The sequence below is a fragment of the Pseudomonas koreensis genome, from assembly GCF_025447595.1.
GTDB classification, from domain to species: domain Bacteria; phylum Pseudomonadota; class Gammaproteobacteria; order Pseudomonadales; family Pseudomonadaceae; genus Aquipseudomonas; species Aquipseudomonas koreensis_H.
On sequence record NZ_JAOEJU010000001.1, the window covers coordinates 834,597 to 851,386 of the forward strand.

Consider the following 16,790-nt stretch of genomic DNA (forward strand, 5'->3'; position numbering starts at 1 on the left):
GCTCGCTCCCACAGGAGATATGGGTACCCATGTGGGAGCGGGCTTGCCCGCGAAAGCGTCCTCACAGCCATAGAAGTCTCATAACAGAGACAAAACCTCGAAAACCACCACCAAACATCAAATTAATTCCTTTTATTTCAATAACTTAAGCACCTGGCACAGATCTCGCTATAGCCTTCTCCGCACCCGTTCCACCCACAAAAATAACAATCGAAGGAGCACACCATGAGTGTGATCATCGCCTTGGCGGCCCTCGCGCTGCTGATGCTTGCAGCCTACCGTGGCTACAGCGTTATCCTTTTTGCCCCGATCGCCGCCCTCGGCGCCGTCCTGCTCACCGACCCCTCCGCCGTCGCCCCTGCTTTCACCGGGGTGTTCATGGAAAAGATGGTCGGCTTCATCAAACTCTACTTTCCCGTGTTCCTGCTCGGCGCCGTGTTCGGCAAGCTGATCGAGCTGTCGGGTTTCTCCCGCTCGATCGTCGCAGCAGCGATTCGCCTGCTCGGTACCCGCCAGGCGATGCTGGTGATCGTGCTGGTCTGCGCCCTTCTCACCTATGGCGGCGTTTCGCTGTTCGTCGTGGTGTTCGCGGTCTACCCGTTCGCAGCGGAAATGTTCCGCCAGAGCAACATCCCCAAGCGCCTGATCCCGGCGACCATCGCCCTCGGCGCGTTCTCCTTCACCATGGACGCCCTGCCCGGCACGCCGCAGATCCAGAACATCATCCCCAGCACCTTCTTCAACACCACCGCGTGGGCTGCGCCGTGGCTGGGTGTGATCGGCACGATTTTCGTGTTCTGCGCCGGCATGCTGTTCTTGCAGCGCCAGCGCAACAAGGCTCAGCGCGCCGGTGAAGGCTACGGCACCGAACTGCGCAACGAACCGGAAACCGCCGAAGACCTGAAACTGCCGAACCCGTGGATCGCCCTGTCGCCGCTGCTGGCGGTGGGCATCATGAACCTGCTGTTCACCCAGTGGATTCCGCAGTGGTACGGCAAGACCCACAGCCTCGCACTGCCGGGCATGGCCGCGCCGGTTACCACCGAGATCGCTAAACTGACCGCGATCTGGGCGGTGCAGGCAGCATTGCTGGTAGGCATTCTGATGGTCTTGGCATTCGGTTTTAAAGCGATCAAAAGCAAGCTCGCCGAAGGCAGCAAAAGCGCAGTCAGCGGTGCGCTACTGGCGGCGATGAATACTGCGTCGGAATACGGTTTCGGCGCGGTCATCGCCTCGTTGCCGGGCTTCCTGGTGCTGGCCGACTGGCTCAAAAGCATCCCCAATCCGCTGGTCAACGAAGCGATCACCGTGACCCTGCTGGCCGGTATCACCGGTTCCGCTTCGGGCGGCATGAGCATCGCGCTCGCGGCAATGTCCGAACAATTCATCAGCGCCGCCCACGCCGCCAACATTCCGCTGGAAGTGCTGCACCGGGTGGCCGCGATGGCCAGCGGCGGCATGGACACCCTGCCGCACAACGGCGCGGTGATCACCCTGCTCGCCGTCACCGGCCTGACTCACCGTGAGGCCTACAAGGACATTTTCTGTATTACGCTGATCAAGACCCTGGCGGTTTTCGTGGTGATCGGCACTTTCTACGCCACTGGCATTGTGTGAGGTATTGATGACGACTCTTTCTGGCAAGACCGCACTGGTTACCGGCTCCACCAGCGGCATCGGGCTGGGCATCGCCCTGACGCTGGCCAAGGCTGGCGCCAACCTGATCCTCAACGGCTTTGGCGATGCTTCGAAGGTGATTGCCGAAGTCGAGCAGTTCGGCGGCAAGGTCGGCCATCATCCGGCAGACGTCAGCGACCCGGCGCAGATCGCCGACATGATCGCCTACGCCGAGCGCGAGTTCGGCGGCGTGGACATTCTGGTCAACAACGCGGGCATCCAGCACGTCGCGGCGGTGGAAGAGTTTCCGGTGGAACGCTGGGATTCGATCATCGCGATCAACCTGTCGTCGGTGTTTCACAGCACTCGCCTGAGCCTGCCGGGCATGCGCGCCAAGGGCTGGGGGCGGATCGTCAACATCGCTTCGGTGCACGGCCTGGTCGGTTCCACCGGCAAAGCCGCGTATGTGGCGGCCAAGCATGGCGTGATCGGCCTGACCAAGGTGGTGGGCCTGGAAACCGCCGCCAGCAACGTCACCTGCAACGCGATCTGCCCGGGCTGGGTGCTGACGCCGCTGGTGCAGAAACAGATCGACGATCGCGCGGCCAAAGGTGTCGACCCGCAGCAGGCGCAACACGATCTGCTTGCCGAGAAGCAGCCGTCGCTGGAGTTCGTCACACCGGCACACCTGGGTGAACTGGTGCTGTTTCTGTGCAGCGAAGCCGGTAGCCAGGTGCGTGGCGCCGCGTGGAATATCGATGGCGGGTGGCTGGCGCAGTAAGCTTTGCCCTTGTGGGAGCCAGCCTGCTGGCGATAGCGGATCATCATTTGACTGATCGAACTCAATCGCCAGCAGGCTGGCTCCCACAGGTCATGTGAACAACAAAAACAAGGGGCAAACCATGTCCGACATCCTCTGGCAGCCCGATGCCAAGCGCATTGCCCGGTCCCGCATGGACGGCTTTCGACGCTTCATCATTCAGCGTCACCACGTGCACCTCGACGACTACCCTGCCTTGCACCAATGGTCCATCGACCAGCGCGAAGCGTTCTGGCAGGCGATCATAGATTTCTTCGGCATCAGTTTTCACACGCAACCGGACGCTGTTCTGCGTGGAGGCCTGAAAATGCCGGGGGCCGAATGGTTTCCCGGCGCCACGTTGAATTTCGCCGAACACCTGCTGAGTCGCCGCGACGATGCCATCGCCGTGATCGCTATCGGCGAAAACGGCCAGCGTGAACTCTTGACCTGGGCCGAACTGGCCCAGCAAGTCGCCGGTTTCCAGGCCAGCCTGCAAGCGGCCGGCGTCGTACTCGGCGACCGGGTCGCGGCCTGCATGCCCAACACCTGGCAAACCCTGGTGGCGATGCTCGCGACCACCAGCCTCGGGGCGATCTGGTCGTGCTCATCGCCGGACTTCGGCACCCACGGCGTGATCGACCGTTTCGGCCAGATCGGACCGAAAGTGCTGATCACCTGCGCCGGTTACCGTTATGCCGGCAAAGAGATCGACCAGACCGTCAAGATCAACGAAATCCTCGAACAGCTGCCGTCCCTGCAACAGCTGATCATCGTGCCCTACGCACGACCTCACGCCCATGTCACGGATTACCGGACACCCGCCAACGTCACGCTGTGGGACGACTTCTATGAACCCGGCGATGAGCCGCAGTTTGTCCCGGTGCCGTTCGACCATCCGCTATACGTGCTGTATTCCAGCGGCACCACCGGCGTGCCGAAGTGCATCGTTCACAGCACCGGCGGCGTGTTGCTGCAGCACGCCAAGGAGCACGGGCTGCATGTCGATCTGGGCCCCGGCGACCGGTTGTTCTACTACACCACTTGCGGCTGGATGATGTGGAACTGGCTGGTATCGGCGCTGGCGGTCGGCAGCGCGGTGGTGCTGTATGACGGTTCACCGTTTTATCCGGACAACGAGCGATTGCTGGAGCTGCTCGACGACGAGCAGGTCAGCGTGTTCGGCACCAGCCCGAAATTCCTCGCGACCCTGGAAAGCAGCGGCATCAAACCGCGAGAACGCTATGACTTGAGCCACCTGAAAACCCTGCTTTGCACCGGTTCCGCGCTGTCGCCGCAGAGTTATGACTTCGTCTATCGCGACTTCAAACCGGACGTCTGCCTGTCCTCGATGTCCGGCGGTACGGACATCGTGTCCTGCTTCGTCAACGGCAACCCGATGTCAGCGGTCCGTCGGGGCGAAATCATGGGCAAGAGCCTGGCCATGGCAGTGGAAGTATGGAACGACGCCGGGCAACCGTTGATCGGCGAAAAAGGTGAGTTGGTGTGCACTCGACCATTCCCGGCGATGCCCATCGGACTCTGGAACGATCCCGATGGCGAGAAGCTGCGCAAATCCTATTTCAGCCAGTTCCCCGGCGTCTGGGCCCAGGGTGACTACGCCGAGCAACTGCCCCATGGCGGGATGCTGATTCACGGCCGCTCCGACGCCGTGCTCAACCCCGGCGGTGTGCGCATCGGCACGGCAGAGATCTACCGGCAAGTGGAAAAAGTCCCGCAAGTGCTGGACAGCGTCGCTATCGGTCAGCAGTGGCAGGATGACGTCCGGGTGGTGCTGTTCGTTCGCCTCAAGGACGGCATAGCGCTGGATGAGGCGCTGCAACAGCAGATTCGCCAGATGATCCGCGCCAACACCACACCGCGTCATGTGCCGGCGAAGATCGTCGCCGTCACCGATATTCCGCGCACCCTCAGCGGCAAAGTGGTGGAGCTGGCCGTGCGCAATGTGGTGCACGGTGAACCGGTGAAAAACACCGATGCACTGGCCAATCCGCAAGCGCTTGAGCAGTTTCGCAATCGGGTCGAACTTCGCGATTGACGCCTGTCAGTCCATCAGTCCCCATTCGCCGGTCGATGGTGGTGGGGACGGCATGGTGTCGGCGTGCAGCTTTAGGCGCAGGCGCAGGTTGTTCACCGAGTCTGCGTTTTTCAGGGCCTCGTCTTCATCGATCACCCCTTCTGCCACCAGCGCGAACAGTGCAGCGTCAAAGGTCTGCATGCCCAGTTCCGCCGATTTTTCCATGATGGTTTTCAACTCGCCAAAGTCATTGCGCCGGATCAGGTCGGCAATCGTCGGCGTACCGAGCATCACCTCGGCGGCGGCCCGGCGCTGACCGTCCCGGGTTCGCACCAGACGCTGCGAGACGAACGCCTTGAGGTGATTGCCCAAGGCATGCAGCAATTGCGGGCGGCGCTCTTCGGGGAAGAAATTGATGATCCGGTCCAGCGCCTGATTGGCGTTGTTGGCGTGCAACGTCGACAGCACCAGATGCCCGGTTTCGGCGAAGGCCAGCGCATGCTCCATGGTCTCGCGATCACGGATTTCGCCGATCAGCACCACGTCCGGGGCCTGACGCAAGGTGTTTTTCAGCGCTGCGTGAAAGCTGCGGGTATCGACCCCGACTTCGCGCTGGTTGATGATCGATTTTTTGTGGCGATGGATGTATTCCACCGGGTCTTCAATGGTGATGATGTGCCCGCTGCTGTGGCGATTGCGATGGTCGATCAGCGCCGCCAGCGACGTGGACTTGCCCGAGTCGGTGGCGCCGACGAACAGGATCAGGCCTTGCTTGAGCATCACCGATTCGAGCAATACCGACGGCAGTTTCAGGTCTTCGAATCGCGGAATGTCGAGTTTGACGTTACGGATCACGATCGACACGTCGTTGCGCTGTTTGAAGATGTTGACCCGGAAGCGGCCGATGCCGGTGCGGGAAATCGCCAGGTTCATTTCCAGATCCCGGTCGAACTCCCGGCGCTGCTCGGCGTCCATCAGGGAGGCGGCGACAGTCGCCACTTCGCCCGGTTTGAACGGCTGCTCGCTCAAGGGCGTCAGCACCCCGTCGAACCGCGCACTCGGCGGTGCGCCCGTGGACAGAAACAGATCCGAACCGTGGCGGCTCGCCAGTTGTTTGAGCAGTGCGTCGATTTCCATGGCCAAAAGCACCTGCGAAGCTTTCAATTAACTTAAGACCGTGCGTCGTGACGCGACGGGCCTTACAGCGTCTACCGCACTAGGATAGTAGACGCCGCCTCACCGACCGACGCCCAGGATTGATGTGATGAACGCTGTACCGAACACCAACGACGCCCAGGCATTGATTGCCCGCACCGACTGGAGCCGCAGCCCGCTGGGCGCCGCAGGCACCTGGCCACAGAGCCTGCGCACCGCGGTGGACATCGTGATTCACTCGCCGATGCCGATGCTGTTGTTGTGGGGCCCACAGCTCACCCAGATCTACAACAACGGCTTCGCGCTGCTCGCCGGGAGCAAGCATCCGCACGCTTTCGGACAACCGGCGCACCAGATATGGCCGGAACTTCGAGACTTTACCGACCCGATTTACAGCGCTGTCCTACAAGGCCAGGTGCGAACCTACAGCGAACGCCGCTTTACCCTGCAACGGGACGGGCAGGATTCCGATTTCTGGCTGGATTTGACCTACAGCCCGATCCGCGACGAAAGCGCGCAAGTGGCCGGGATCCTGGTTACCGCCATCGAAACCAACGAACGCCGACGTATCGCCCTGGAACTGCAGCAGCGCTCCGAAGACAGCCTCAAGGCCCAACGCGAAAGCGAAGAACGTCTGCAACTGGCGCTGGCAGCCACCGATGCGGTCGGCACCTGGGATTGGGACATTGGCGAAGACCGCTTCATTGCCGATGCGCATTTCGCCCAATTGCACGGTGTCGATCCGGCGCTGGCCGGGCAGTTGCCGATCAGCGAATACCTGCACGGCGTACACCCCGAAGACCGCGCGCTGATTGCCCGCAGCATCAAGCACTGCATCACCCACGGCACCGAATACGCCGAGGAATATCGACTGCTGCAAGCCAATGGCGAGCTGCGCTGGGTGTTCGCCCGCGGGCGCTGCTACAAGGATCATCATGGCCGGCCGATGCGTTTTCTAGGCGCCGCGCTGGACCTGACCGAGCGCAAGCACACCGAACAGGCACTGCGCCAAAGCCAGACCGAGTTGCAACTGATCATCAACGCCATGCCGATCCTGATCAGCTATGTCGACCACGAAGAACGCTTTCGCCTGAACAACGCCGCGTACCTCGACTGGTACGGGCTCACGCCGCAAGAGCTGTACGGTCGCACGGTCCGCGAAGTTATCGGCGAAGAGGCCTATTTCCTGCGCGCGCCGTACATCGCTGAAGCGCTGGCCGGCCGTCCTTGTTCATTCAGCCTTTACACGCCCCATCGAGATGGCAGCCAGCGGCATGCCTTGATGAACTACCTGCCGCGTCACGGCGCGGACGGTGCGGTGAACGGTTTCTACATCTTCGTGATCGACGAGACCGAACGCAAAAAGACCGAAGAAGCCCTGCGCAACCTCAATGAAACCCTTGAGGAGCGCGTCAGTGCGCGCACCGAACAACTGGCCCAGGCCAACCAGCGTTTGCAGAACGAGATGTTCGAGCGCGAGCGTGCCGAAGACGCTCTGCGCCACGCGCAGAAAATGGAAGCGGTCGGCCAGCTTACCGGCGGTATCGCCCATGACTTCAACAACATGCTGACCGGCATCATCGGCAGCCTCGACCTGATGCAGCGCTACATCGCCAGCGGCCGCGCCGATGAAATCGGTCGCTTTACCGACGCCGCGGTGTCCTCAGCTAACCGCGCGGCGGCGCTGACCCACCGTCTGCTGGCGTTCTCCCGGCGTCAGTCGCTGGATCGCAAGACCATCGACGTCAACGAGCTGATCCATTCGCTGGAGGACCTGATCCGCCGCACCAAGGGCGATCCGATCGAGCTCAAGTTGCGTCTGGCCGATAATGTCTGGTCCGTCAGCACCGATGTCAGCCAACTGGAGAACGCCCTGCTCAACCTGGTGATCAACGCCCGCGATGCCATGCCGGACGGCGGTGAGTTGCTGATCGAAACCGCCAACGTTTACCTGGACGGCAACGACATCACCACTCTTGAACCGGTCAAGGCCGGTGATTACCTGATGCTTGCGGTGAGCGACAACGGCACCGGCATGACGCCTTCGGTGCGTTCGAAGGCGTTCGATCCGTTCTTCACGACCAAACCAATCGGCCAGGGCACCGGGCTCGGGTTGTCGATGATTTATGGCTTCGCGCAGCAATCCGGCGGGCATGTCAGCCTCGACAGCCTGCCGGGTCAGGGCACCTGCGTGCGCCTGTACTTGCCTCGTTTGTATGCACTGGAACCGGAGCGGCCGGTCATCGAAACGGTGACCGAGGCCCCCGCTGTGGCGACCGGCGAAACCGTGGTGGTGGTCGAGGACGATCCGGCGGTGCGGATGCTCGTCATGGACCTGCTCAAGGAGCTGGGTTATCGCGCCCATGAGGCCGAAGACGCCAAGAGTGCCTTGCCGCTGCTGGAATCCGACCTGCGGGTGGACCTGCTGGTGACCGATGTCGGTCTGCCGGGCATGAACGGTCGACAAATGGCGGAGATCGCCCGCCAGCATCGTCCGGGGCTCAAAGTGTTGTTCATGACCGGTTACGCGCAGAAAGCCGCCGAACGCCAGGGCTTCCTCGAAGATGGCATGGACATGGTCGCCAAGCCCTTCTCCATCGAACAGCTGGCTGGGAAGATCCGCACGATGATCAGCCAAAACCCGTGACTTGAGGCATAATCCGCGCCCCGCCGTCACCCCGCTACAGGTATTGCACGATGAAAGCCCAAGCCCGCCACATTCTGGTGAAAACCGCCGACGAAGCTGAAAAACTCAAACAACGTATTGCCAACGGTGAGGCGTTCGATGTGCTGGCCAAGAAATTCTCGACCTGCCCGTCCGGCAAGCGCGGTGGCGATCTGGGTGAAGTGCGGCCGGGACAGATGGTCGGCGCGATCGATGCGGTGATCTTCAAGAAACCGCTGCGCACGGTGCACGGACCGATCAAGAGCAAGTTCGGGTATCACCTGGTGCAGGTGTTTTACCGCGATTGAGTGATTGGCTTCAGGGCCCCATCGCGAGCAAGCTCGCTCCCACATAAAAGCTGTAAACGACACTCAACCACTGTGGGAGCGAGCTTGCTCGCGATCCGATTGCCCGGCAATCGGCCATTCACCGATTACTTCGGAATCAGAGCTCCGGGTACTTGAATAACCTGGCTCGCTAGCAGATGGCCGGCCTGCGCCGCTTCCGTCGGGCTCCCCCCAAGCAAGCGACTCGCCAGATACGCCGCACTGAACGAATCCCCCGCCGCCGTGGTGTCCACCACCTTATCGACCTTCTGCGCCGGGACTTCGAACGTTCCCCCGTCGCAGCGGATCAGACAGGCTTCAGCGCCGCGCTTGAGCACCACTTCCGGGGTGCCGATCTGCGCGTACGCTTCAAACACCGCGTCACAGTCTTCGAAATGGAACAGCGCCTGCTCGTCGTCCACCGTCAACAACGCCAGATCGACATGGGGCAACACACTGCGATAAGCCGCCCGCGCCTCTTCCAGTGAAACCCACAGCCGTGGCCGATAATTGTTGTCGAAGACGATCCGCGCATCGCGCTGACGGGCTTCGATCAACGTCTCGATCAGTTTTTCCCGACCCTGCGCACCGAGCACTGCCAGCGTGATACCGCTGAAATACAGCACGTCGTAATCCGGCAGCGCCGCCAGAATCGGCGCAGCCGCCGACGTGGTGAAGCAGTCGCGAACGGCGGCTTCGTTGCGCCAGTAAAGGAAGCGCCGTTCCCCGGCAGCGTCGGTCTGGATGCAATACAGGCCCGGCAGACGACCGGATAAACGCTGGACGAGATCCAGACCAATGCCTTCGTCGGCCCAAATGCGGCACATCGCGTCACTGAAGCTGTCATCCCCCAGCGCCGTGACGTAATCGACCTGCGCTTTGTCGCCCATGGCGCGGGACAGATAGACCGCCGTGTTCAGCGTGTCACCACCAAAACTCTGTTGCAGGCTGCCATCGGCACGTTGCTGGAGTTCGATCATGCATTCGCCGATCAGAGCGATGCGCGGGCTGTTCGGACCCAATGGACTGAGTGTGTTCATCAGAAACAGGTTTCCATGGTTTCGATCACTGACAACTGCTCGTCCACCAACAGGCCCACGCGCCATTTGTCGAAGGTCAGGCAAGGGTGCGAAGTACCGAAGGAAATGATGTCACCCACGCGCAACTCCACACCCGACGCCACAGTCATGAAGGCGTGTTGGTCCATCACCGCCGTCACCTTGCAGGCACCGACATCGTCGCCCACCGCCGGCAGCACACCGGCCTTGTAACGCAGCAGCGGCACCGGCATGCCGGCATCAAACGCCACGTCACGTTTGCCCAAGGCAATCACGGCAAACCCCGGCTCCGGCATCGACTGCACGTGAGCCCAGACTTCCAGCGCCGGACGCAGGCCTTCATGCAGGTCGCTGCGACGGTCGAGCACGCAGCACTGCGCTTCTTTATAGATGCCATGGTCGTGCGCCACGTAACTGCCAGGACGCAACACGCTGAGGAAACGCCCGCCTGCGTTCTGCGCTTCGAACGATTCGGCGATCAGGTCGTACCACGCCGAACCCGACGCAGTGATGATCGGTTTGGCGATGGCGAACGCGCCGCTGTCCTGCAACTGCACCGCCAGTCGCACTAACGAGGCCGCGAATTCACGGATACCGCTGACCGCATGATCGCCGTGGATCACGCCTTCGTAACCCTCGATGCCGGTCAGGGCCAGCGCCGGTTGCGCGCCAACGGCTTTGGCGAGTTCGATGACTTCCTGCTCGCTGCGGCAACCGCAACGGCCGCCGACCACGCCGTACTCGATCATCACGTTCAGCCGCACGCCACGGGACGCAAAGTAAGCGCCCAAATCGGCGACGTTGTCCGGGTGATCGACCATGCAATAGAAATCGAAGCCCGAATCGGCTGCCAGCAGATCGGCAATCAACGCCATGTTCGGGGTGCCGACCAATTGGTTGGCCATCAACACCCGGCGCACGCCGTGGGCGTATGCGGCGCGGGTCTGGGTGGCGCTGGCCAGGGTGATGCCCCACGCGCCGGCGTCGAGCTGACGACGAAACAGCGCCGGGGTCATGCTGGTCTTGCCATGGGGCGCGAGTTCGGCGCCGCTGTCACTGACGAATTTCTGCATCCAGCGGATGTTGTGTTCCAGCGCTTCACGGTGCAGCACCAGCGCCGGCAGGCTGATGTCACGCACCAGTTGCGCGCCGAGTGCGGCATCGCCCTTTTCCACGGCAGCAGTGTTGTTGGCAGTCGTCATGGTCGAACTCCTCACAGTCGCGCCCGCTGGCGGGCGCGGTTATTCGTTGATTCGCCGGGCGAGGCTGTTGGCGCTCTCGATCAAGACCCGGCGATAGTCGTTGTAATTGGTCTTGGCATCGGCGCGCGGGGCGACGATGCACAGGGTGCAGATGGCAACGCCTTGAGGGTCTTTGACCGGGGCGGCGAAGCAATGGGTGAAGGTGTCGGCGACACTGTCGAAGGAGAAGAAACCGTCGATGCCGGCCTGACGGATTTCCGCCAGAAACGTCTCCATCGGCAGGCGTTCGCCACCCGGCAGGATGAAGTCGTCGGGGTCGATCAGGTCGCTGATCTGCTGGTCACTCAAGTGCGCCAGCAAAAGGCGTCCGGATGCGGTCCACGGAATCGGCGCGTTTTCGCCGATATCGGAAGAAATGCGGAAATGCCGCTCGCCCTCCTTCATCAGCGCCACCGTGTATTTGCGCCCGTTGAGCAGGCACATCTGCGCGGTTTCCCGGGTCTGGCTGACAATTTCCTGCAACGCGTGATCGGCCTCGCGACTGAGGTCGAAGTGACGCAAATGCGCCTGGCCGAGGAAGTACAGCTGACGACCGAGATAGACGTGACCGTCCTTGCCCACCGGCTCCAGAATCCGCCGTTCGAGCAATGACGCCACCAGTTCGTAGACCGTGGACTTCGGGCTGCCGATGCCGTTGGCGATATCGTTCGGACGCAGTGGCTGGCCGATCTCCTTGAGGAAATCGAGGATATCGAACGCCCGGTCCAGACCGCGTGCCCGGCGCTTGATGGTGTCTTCGGTCATTTCAGTGGTTCCCATTCAAAGTGCCGGGAGTTTATCGCGAAAGATCGCTCCCACGCTCTGCGCGGGAACGGTCAATGCTCAAGCTTTTTTCTTGTACGCAATGCAGTCGATCTCGACCTTGCAGTCGACCATCATGCTCGCCTGCACACAGGCCCGGGCCGGTGCGTGTTCGGGCTTGAAGTACTCCCCGAAGACCTTGTTGAAACTGCTGAAATCCCGCGGATCGTCCAGCCACACGCCGGCACGTACCACGTCTTCCAGGCCATAACCGGCCTCTTCGAGAATCGCGATCAGGTTCTTCATGGTCTGGTGCGTCTGCTCGACGATGCCCCCCACAATGATCTCGCCATCCACCGCCGGCACCTGACCGGAAACGTGCAGCCAGCCATCGGCCTCGACTGCGCGGGCGAATGGACGAGGCTGGCCGCCAGCGGCGGTGCTGCCGGTGCCGTAACGAGTAATGCTCATGGGTGTTTCTCCTGATTGAAAAAGTGAAAAGTCAGAACCGCGTGCTTTTGAGAAATTCCGCCAGCCGCGGCGATTGAGGACGCTCGAACAGTTCCTTGGGAGGCCCCTGCTCTTCGATGCGCCCCTGATTCATGAAAACGATCTTGTCCGAGACCTCGAAGGCAAAACGCATTTCGTGGGTCACCAGCAACATGGTCATGCCGTCCTCGGCCAGGCCCTTGATCACGTTCAGCACTTCACCGACCAGTTCCGGATCGAGGGCCGAGGTGACTTCGTCGAACAGCATCAGGCTCGGGTTCATCGCAATCGCCCGGGCAATCGCCACGCGCTGTTGCTGACCGCCGGACAACTGGCCGGGAAAGTGATTGCGCCGCTCCAGCAGACCGACCCGCTCCAGCCATTTCTCGGCCAGGACCACGGCTTCGTCCTTGTGCATCTTTTTGACTTTGAGCAAGCCGAGGGTGACGTTCTGCAACGCGGTGAGGTGCGGGAACAGGTTGAATTGCTGGAACGCCATGCCGGTCATCGCACGATGGCGGGCGATGACTTTTTCCGGATGGCGTACGCGTTTGCCATTGAGTTCGTCATAACCAATGGATTCGCCGTCGAGCAGGATCTGCCCGCCCTGAAATTCCTCCAGCATGTTCACGCAGCGCAGCAGCGTGGTCTTGCCCGAGCCGCTGGAGCCGATCAGGGTCACCACGTTGCCGCGCTGCATGCTCAGGTCGACGCCTTTGAGCACTTCGACCGCGCCGTATTGTTTGTGCAGGCCACGGATATCCAGCAGGGGCTGACCGTTCTGGACGTTGGAAACTTGAGCTTGAGTCATGGCAGGGCCACCCGCTTTTCAATGTGCCGGCCGAGTAATTCGATGCCGTAGTTGATGACGAAGAACAGAAAACCGGCGAACAGATAAAACTCCAGGGTCATGAACGTCCGGGCGATGATCTGTTGTGTGCTGAGCAACAGCTCGGCCACGCCGATCACCGACAGCAAGGTCGAGGCCTTGACGATTTCCGTGGACGAATTGACCCAGGTCGGCAGGATCTGCCGCAGCGCCTGAGGCAACAGCACGTAGCCGAGGGACTGATAGAACGTCAGGCCAATGGCCTTGCCGGCTTCCATCTGCCCGCGTGGTAACGCCTGCAACGCACCGCGCACGATCTCGGCCACGTGGGAGCCGCAAAACAGCGTCAGACCCAAGGCGCCTGCCTGAAACGCGCTGATCTGCCAACCGAGCGCCGGTGCCATGTAGAAGCAGGCCAGCACCAGCACAAACACTGGAGTGCCGCGAATCAGGTCGACATAAAAGCGGAACGGCGCGCGCATCCAGAACTTGCCGTAAGTCAGCACCAACCCGGCAAATACGCCGATAACCGTGCCGAACAGAATGGCCAGCGCCGACACTTGCACGCTGGTCAGAAAGCCTTGCCACAAGGCTTCGCGGGCAATCCACAACTCATGCAACCAACTGGGGGATTCGTACATCGCAGCCTCCTATCGGCGGATTGCCAGACGCTGCTCGAGGTACCGCAGCAGCATGGCAATGAGGTAACAGGCCGCGACATACAACGCCGTGGTCACCAGCCAGGTTTCGATCACCCGGTAGCTTTCGACGTTGATCTTGCGCGCGTAATAGGTCAGCTCCGGCACCGCGATCGCGGCAGCCAGCGAGGTGTCCTTGAACAGCGAAATGAAGTTGTTCGACAGCGCCGGCAGCACGTTGCGCAACATCACCGGCACGGTGACGTAGGCCTTCACCTGCCACTCGCCCAGACCGATAGCGAGCCCCGCTTCACGCTGGCCCTTGGGGATGCTCAACAGACCGCCGCGGAACACTTCGGTCAGGTACGCCCCGGCATACAGCGACAGGGTGATGATGAACGACGGGATCTTGTCCAGCCGGATCCCCAGGCTCGGCAGCGCAAAGTAGATCAACAGAATCAACACCAGAATCGGCGTGTTACGGATCACCGTCACATACACCGATGCCAGCACCCGCAAGGCGCGATGCCTGGACAGCAAGGCAAACGCCATCAGCAGGCCGATCACGCAGCCGATGGCGATCGACACCAGCGCCAGTTCGAGGCCCAGACCGAGCCCCGCCAGCAAGGTGTCGAAATCGCGCCACACGGCGGCAAAGTTCAACTGATAGTTCATGGTCGGCAGTACCTTGAGCGGGGCGCGTGGTAGCGCCCCACTCTCACGGGATCATTTGAATTCGACAGGGAAGCCGATGGCGGGCGATGGCAAATCCACGCCGAACCACTGCTTGAACGATGCTGCGTAAGTCGGAAACTCAACGCCTGTCATGGCTTCATGCAGGGTGGTGTTGACGAAATTCAGCCAGTCCTGATCGCCACGTTTGACGGCGCACGCGTAGGTCTGCGGGCTCCAGGCGTAAGTCGGGCTGCGGTAACGGCCAGGGTTCTGCACCATCAGGTATTTGACCGAAGACTGGTCGGTGGCAGCGGCATCTGCGCGGCCGGAGTTCACCGCCTGGTACATCAGATCGACGCTGTCGTACTGATCGACCTTGGCCTTGGGCAGCGCCTGATGCACCAGCTCTTCGGCGTACACATTCTGCAGCACCGCCACGGTCACGCCGTCACCACCGGCCTGCAGATCTTCGATTTCCTTGTACTTGCTGTTGTTCGGCAGCAGCAGGCCGACGCCTTCGCGGTAGTACGGCAGGGTGAACGCCACTTGCTGCGCACGGCTGGCGGTGACGGTGATGAACTGGCAGCTCATGTCGACCTTGTCGGTCAGCAGGTTGGGGATCCGCGCATCGGACGACTGCACCACGAACTCGACCTTGCTCGGGTCATTGAACAGACCTTTGGCCACCATCCGGGCGATGTCGATATCAAAACCCTGCAACTTGCCATCCGCGCCCTGGAAGTGCCACGGCGCATTGGTGCTGCCGGTCCCCACAATCAGTTTTCCACGGGCCAGGACGCTGTCGAGCTTGCTGTCGGCCGCGTGGGCCATACCCACGACAGCGGACGAAGCCGCGAGAACAAAAACACACGCTTTGAACAAGGAAAGTCGGCGATGCATGGCAAGCACTCCAGAGGATTGTTTATTCCGCTATACCGGAACACGGTTTGTTACTGCGGAATAGACAGCAGAAAGTGTGCCACAGGATTCGCGGGGAATCTGCAATGGATTGAAAATTCTCAGGAATCAAAGAGATACGTAGAAAGGAAAAATAGAGAAACAGTGAGAGAGCGGAGCGTGCGCTACCGTTGGCTACAACGATGCGGGTAGCAGGTTCCCAGTCGGTGCACGGGTGATCGATTCAGGGGCAGTGCCCATTGTTACCATAAGAGATGCCGGAGCAGATGCAAGCAATGGGTCAACGTTCGATAGCAATTTTGTATACGTCTCCCCGCTCCCTTTTACCAATGGCAATGACTGTCACGATCAGCACTTCGTCTTTGACGCGATAGACCAGTCGATACCCGACATTCCGTAGCTTGATCTTATAAGCGCCTCCAAGTCCTCTGAGCCGGTCAGCTGGAACATGCGGATTCTCAAGCCGCTCCTGAAGCTTCTTCTTCAACGGCTCCTTGAGATTCGCATCGAGCTTTTTCCATTCTTTCCAGGCCTTCTCCGAAAACTCCAGCTCATAGGTCATCTATCGAGACCTTTATGGTCGGATCATTTTCCCGTTCCTTGCACAGAGCAATCAGCTCCAGGTCCTCAAGGCGATTCATCAGCGCCTCATAGGCTTTTGCCGGGACGCAATAAAAGGCCGGCTCATTGCGGTTGAGAATTGCGACTGAATCACCGCCGCCTGCTGCGACAGTTCCCATGGGATTTTTTTTCAGTTCGGAAATGCTTGCTACGACTTGGGAAAGGACAATATGAGTCATGAAGGGTTGCCTCGGAGTGCTTTTCAGAGTGCTGAAAATAGCACTCCAGGACGCATCTGACTTCAATCCTTTTGCTACGAAAACTGCTTTCAAACCTGCATCGCTGCCCATCAGAAGCTCCTTTGATAAATGCCTGGAAAACGATACCAACTGCCTGGCCTCCGCGGATCTGAGTCTTCTGAGGGAATGCTCTTGCATCAAAGTAGGACGAAATCATCCTTTGTAGGACCTACCTGTAATTTCTGACAGTAGACCGCCGTTTTGCCCTGCTTTAACGTCAAAGACCTTCCAGATTCATTGCTCAGGAGGCTCCAATGACGACGCCGACTCAATATTCAGCGTTGCCCCCGACGTACCGGAAGGTCTTGAAAGCCAGGCGCCTTGTCGTCATGTATTTCTTCAACGAGCACTGCGGCGCCTGTGTTTTCGCAGGTCCAGTCTTCCTCGAGATCGCCAAACCTTTCCGGCGCTGGATGGATATCTTCATGCTCGATACCGCACAGTCAATTCGACATCCGGATGTCACGGGGACGCCAACGGTGTTGTTCTACAGGGAAGGCGTCCTGATCAAAAAACTGAAAGGCATCGGTACGGAGGAGTCCCTCCTGCAAGACTTCACCCAGCACCTCGGCAAACCCAGAGCCAGCGCCGCTGCGTGCAAACCGGCCCATGACCTGCGCTGGCTGCGCCATACCCTCAACACCCTCTGCACCGTCCCCCGCGCAAAACGATGGAACTTTTCCTGAAAGTGCCACCTAAGAGCCATCAGGTAATGGCACC

Annotated in this window: 17 protein-coding genes; 6 read left to right on the forward strand and 11 right to left on the reverse strand. The window is 60.5% G+C overall.

Annotated features, from left to right (window positions below; all coding sequences use genetic code 11):
- Window positions 1–225: 225 nt before the first annotated feature.
- From N8H71_RS03650 to N8H71_RS03660, 3 genes are all read left to right on the forward strand, one after another.
- Complete coding sequence (locus tag N8H71_RS03650) at window positions 226–1,617, forward strand: GntP family permease (protein ID WP_007952055.1); 1,392 nt, start codon at window positions 226–228, stop codon at window positions 1,615–1,617.
- 7 nt (window positions 1,618–1,624) lie between these two features.
- Window positions 1,625–2,398: a 3-hydroxybutyrate dehydrogenase gene (hbdH, locus tag N8H71_RS03655; protein ID WP_007952053.1), complete on the forward strand. Its 774-nt coding sequence runs from the start codon at window positions 1,625–1,627 to the stop codon at window positions 2,396–2,398.
- Window positions 2,399–2,519: 121 nt separating this feature from the next.
- Complete coding sequence (locus N8H71_RS03660) at window positions 2,520–4,475, forward strand: acetoacetate--CoA ligase (protein WP_262192894.1); 1,956 nt, start codon at window positions 2,520–2,522, stop codon at window positions 4,473–4,475.
- Between the two features lie 6 nt (window positions 4,476–4,481).
- Here the strand turns inward: N8H71_RS03660 and N8H71_RS03665 are convergent, their stop codons facing one another.
- Window positions 4,482–5,591, reverse strand: a complete 1,110-nt coding sequence (locus N8H71_RS03665) for a PilT/PilU family type 4a pilus ATPase (protein WP_262192895.1) — start codon at window positions 5,589–5,591, stop codon at window positions 4,482–4,484.
- A gap of 127 nt (window positions 5,592–5,718) precedes the next feature.
- Between N8H71_RS03665 and N8H71_RS03670 the strand changes: the two genes are divergently transcribed.
- Together N8H71_RS03670 and N8H71_RS03675 are read left to right on the forward strand one after the other, a co-directional pair.
- On the forward strand, window positions 5,719–8,256 hold the full coding sequence (locus N8H71_RS03670; RefSeq protein ID WP_262192896.1) for a PAS domain-containing hybrid sensor histidine kinase/response regulator: 2,538 nt from the start codon (window positions 5,719–5,721) through the stop codon (window positions 8,254–8,256).
- Window positions 8,257–8,306: 50 nt separating this feature from the next.
- Window positions 8,307–8,582, forward strand: a complete 276-nt coding sequence (locus N8H71_RS03675; protein ID WP_169430587.1) for a peptidylprolyl isomerase — start codon at window positions 8,307–8,309, stop codon at window positions 8,580–8,582.
- Between the two features lie 125 nt (window positions 8,583–8,707).
- Here N8H71_RS03675 and N8H71_RS03680 read toward each other — a convergent pair whose 3' ends face one another.
- From N8H71_RS03680 to N8H71_RS03725, 10 genes are all read right to left on the reverse strand, one after another.
- The gene (locus N8H71_RS03680; RefSeq protein WP_262192898.1) at window positions 8,708–9,640 is read right to left on the reverse strand and encodes a sugar kinase; all 933 of its coding nucleotides are present in this window, start codon (window positions 9,638–9,640) and stop codon (window positions 8,708–8,710) included.
- The gene (locus tag N8H71_RS03685) at window positions 9,640–10,860 is read right to left on the reverse strand and encodes an amino acid deaminase (protein WP_262192900.1); all 1,221 of its coding nucleotides are present in this window, start codon (window positions 10,858–10,860) and stop codon (window positions 9,640–9,642) included. The genes N8H71_RS03680 and N8H71_RS03685 overlap by 1 nt, the downstream gene beginning before the upstream one ends.
- A 39-nt stretch (window positions 10,861–10,899) precedes the next feature.
- Window positions 10,900–11,664 carry an IclR family transcriptional regulator gene (locus tag N8H71_RS03690; protein ID WP_085745508.1) on the reverse strand — a complete coding sequence of 255 codons (765 nt, stop codon included), beginning with the start codon at window positions 11,662–11,664 and terminating at the stop codon, window positions 10,900–10,902.
- Window positions 11,665–11,742: 78 nt separating this feature from the next.
- Window positions 11,743–12,132 carry a RidA family protein gene (locus N8H71_RS03695; protein ID WP_007912330.1) on the reverse strand — a complete coding sequence of 130 codons (390 nt, stop codon included), beginning with the start codon at window positions 12,130–12,132 and terminating at the stop codon, window positions 11,743–11,745.
- Window positions 12,133–12,163: 31 nt separating this feature from the next.
- Window positions 12,164–12,961 (reverse strand): amino acid ABC transporter ATP-binding protein, encoded by a 798-nt coding sequence (locus N8H71_RS03700; protein WP_007960239.1) that lies wholly within the window; start codon window positions 12,959–12,961, stop codon window positions 12,164–12,166.
- Window positions 12,958–13,620: an amino acid ABC transporter permease gene (locus N8H71_RS03705; RefSeq protein WP_007960241.1), complete on the reverse strand. Its 663-nt coding sequence runs from the start codon at window positions 13,618–13,620 to the stop codon at window positions 12,958–12,960. The genes N8H71_RS03700 and N8H71_RS03705 overlap by 4 nt, the downstream gene beginning before the upstream one ends.
- Before the next feature lie 9 nt (window positions 13,621–13,629).
- On the reverse strand, window positions 13,630–14,292 hold the full coding sequence (locus N8H71_RS03710) for an amino acid ABC transporter permease (RefSeq protein ID WP_007960243.1): 663 nt from the start codon (window positions 14,290–14,292) through the stop codon (window positions 13,630–13,632).
- A gap of 51 nt (window positions 14,293–14,343) precedes the next feature.
- Complete coding sequence (locus tag N8H71_RS03715; protein WP_262192902.1) at window positions 14,344–15,192, reverse strand: transporter substrate-binding domain-containing protein; 849 nt, start codon at window positions 15,190–15,192, stop codon at window positions 14,344–14,346.
- 298 nt (window positions 15,193–15,490) lie between these two features.
- Window positions 15,491–15,772, reverse strand: a complete 282-nt coding sequence (locus N8H71_RS03720; protein WP_262192904.1) for a type II toxin-antitoxin system RelE family toxin — start codon at window positions 15,770–15,772, stop codon at window positions 15,491–15,493.
- Window positions 15,762–16,010, reverse strand: a complete 249-nt coding sequence (locus N8H71_RS03725) for a type II toxin-antitoxin system Phd/YefM family antitoxin (protein WP_007960251.1) — start codon at window positions 16,008–16,010, stop codon at window positions 15,762–15,764. Before N8H71_RS03725 ends, N8H71_RS03720 begins: the two co-directional genes overlap by 11 nt.
- Before the next feature lie 314 nt (window positions 16,011–16,324).
- On the opposite strand from N8H71_RS03725, the gene N8H71_RS03730 reads away from it, so the two are divergent.
- Window positions 16,325–16,756, forward strand: coding sequence for a thioredoxin family protein (locus tag N8H71_RS03730; protein ID WP_262192906.1), 432 nt, complete (start codon window positions 16,325–16,327; stop codon window positions 16,754–16,756).
- The last annotated feature ends 34 nt before the right edge of the window (window positions 16,757–16,790 follow it).

Coding starts and splice junctions, on each gene's coding strand:
- N8H71_RS03715 (WP_262192902.1), bottom strand. CDS start 15,192: ATGCATCGCCGACTTTCCTTGTTCAAAGCGTGTGTTTTTGTTCTCGCG.
- hbdH (WP_007952053.1), top strand. CDS start 1,625: ATGACGACTCTTTCTGGCAAGACCGCACTGGTTACCGGCTCCACCAGC.
- N8H71_RS03665 (WP_262192895.1), bottom strand. CDS start 5,591: ATGGAAATCGACGCACTGCTCAAACAACTGGCGAGCCGCCACGGTTCG.
- N8H71_RS03650 (WP_007952055.1), top strand. CDS start 226: ATGAGTGTGATCATCGCCTTGGCGGCCCTCGCGCTGCTGATGCTTGCA.
- N8H71_RS03660 (WP_262192894.1), top strand. CDS start 2,520: ATGTCCGACATCCTCTGGCAGCCCGATGCCAAGCGCATTGCCCGGTCC.
- N8H71_RS03685 (WP_262192900.1), bottom strand. CDS start 10,860: ATGACGACTGCCAACAACACTGCTGCCGTGGAAAAGGGCGATGCCGCA.
- N8H71_RS03695 (WP_007912330.1), bottom strand. CDS start 12,132: ATGAGCATTACTCGTTACGGCACCGGCAGCACCGCCGCTGGCGGCCAG.
- N8H71_RS03675 (WP_169430587.1), top strand. CDS start 8,307: ATGAAAGCCCAAGCCCGCCACATTCTGGTGAAAACCGCCGACGAAGCT.
- N8H71_RS03710 (WP_007960243.1), bottom strand. CDS start 14,292: ATGAACTATCAGTTGAACTTTGCCGCCGTGTGGCGCGATTTCGACACC.
- N8H71_RS03670 (WP_262192896.1), top strand. CDS start 5,719: ATGAACGCTGTACCGAACACCAACGACGCCCAGGCATTGATTGCCCGC.
- N8H71_RS03680 (WP_262192898.1), bottom strand. CDS start 9,640: ATGAACACACTCAGTCCATTGGGTCCGAACAGCCCGCGCATCGCTCTG.
- N8H71_RS03725 (WP_007960251.1), bottom strand. CDS start 16,010: ATGACTCATATTGTCCTTTCCCAAGTCGTAGCAAGCATTTCCGAACTG.
- N8H71_RS03700 (WP_007960239.1), bottom strand. CDS start 12,961: ATGACTCAAGCTCAAGTTTCCAACGTCCAGAACGGTCAGCCCCTGCTG.
- N8H71_RS03720 (WP_262192904.1), bottom strand. CDS start 15,772: ATGACCTATGAGCTGGAGTTTTCGGAGAAGGCCTGGAAAGAATGGAAA.
- N8H71_RS03705 (WP_007960241.1), bottom strand. CDS start 13,620: ATGTACGAATCCCCCAGTTGGTTGCATGAGTTGTGGATTGCCCGCGAA.
- N8H71_RS03730 (WP_262192906.1), top strand. CDS start 16,325: ATGACGACGCCGACTCAATATTCAGCGTTGCCCCCGACGTACCGGAAG.
- N8H71_RS03690 (WP_085745508.1), bottom strand. CDS start 11,664: ATGACCGAAGACACCATCAAGCGCCGGGCACGCGGTCTGGACCGGGCG.